General features: G+C 70.4%; 1 protein-coding gene. It reads left to right on the top strand.

The window, feature by feature from the left end:
* On the top strand, window positions 1-419 hold a 419-nt coding region (locus D7X12_RS42085), incomplete at both ends, for a DNA glycosylase AlkZ-like family protein (RefSeq protein WP_208719658.1).

The raw sequence follows: 419 nt of genomic DNA, 5'->3' as shown, positions 1-419 counted from the left end.
GTCCGGTGCAGCGCGAACTGGTGGAGTATTGGGCGCATGAGGCGTCCTTAATTCCGGTGCAGACGTATCGGCTGCTGCAGTGGCGGATGGACCGGGTCGACGAGGGCTCCTGGGGCCGGATGCATCAGCTCGCCCGTGAGCAGCCGGGCCTGGTGGACGACGTGCTGGCGCAGGTTGCGGCAGGTGGTCCGCTGCGGTCCGGTCAGACCGGCTTCCAGCGGCCGGTGCGAGCGGCCGGACAGATGTGGAACTGGCACGACGGCAAGGTGGCGTTGGAGTATCTGTTCTGGGCCGGGCGCGTGATGGCCTCGCGACGGGTGAACTTCGAGCGCTGGTACGACCTGCCCGAGCGGGTTCTGCCGCCCGACGTGCTGGCCCAGCCGGCGCTCGGCGTCGCCGAGCGCCGGCTGGGCCAGCAC

The organism is Corallococcus sicarius (assembly GCF_003611735.1).
In the GTDB taxonomy this organism is placed as follows: Bacteria; Myxococcota; Myxococcia; order Myxococcales; family Myxococcaceae; genus Corallococcus; species Corallococcus sicarius.
The sequence above is the reverse complement of the archived record's forward strand: the minus strand, read 5'-3'. Positions and strand labels throughout refer to the sequence as shown.